Here is a 469-nt window from a genome sequence, read left to right as displayed (position 1 = left end):
ATACGAAACAAGCGACTTTCGAAGAAGGGAGGTATAACCTTTACGATAATTTCATTTACCTCATCGGACCAAACACCATCGCTGTTGCTTCCCTTAAAAAGAAAGCGGTACGTGCCTTCAGTAAGATTGGTATATCGTACCGGAATAATGGCCAGAGCGGTGTCCCATTTGGTATCATAACCCTCCAGCTTCCATGCAAAGCGGTTCTTCGATGACAAACTATAGCTAAGTACTCCGGGAAAGAAAACAATCTCTCCATTACCTCTTTCAATCCTTATCTCCCTGGCATCATCGTATTTTACATCGAGAAAACCCTGGTTAACCAGCATCACATTCTCAAACCCGAAAGCGTAGGATGAAATCCTTACAGGAGGTACAAACGTATTAAACTTAAAATCACATGGATTAAATTCGACAAATCCATTGGAACCACCAAACATCAGCAGCTGACTATCAGCCGACTGGTAGA

At 42.4% G+C, this 469-nt stretch carries 1 protein-coding gene; it reads right to left on the bottom strand.

The features are described from left to right. On the bottom strand, nucleotides 1-469 hold a 469-nt coding region (locus tag C6366_RS20955; RefSeq protein WP_199221589.1), incomplete at both ends, for a triple tyrosine motif-containing protein.

The sequence above is a fragment of the Desulfonatronum sp. SC1 genome, assembly GCF_003046795.1.
Lineage (GTDB): Bacteria > Desulfobacterota > Desulfovibrionia > Desulfovibrionales > Desulfonatronaceae > Desulfonatronum.
The sequence above is the reverse complement of the archived record's forward strand: the minus strand, read 5'-3'. Positions and strand labels throughout refer to the sequence as shown.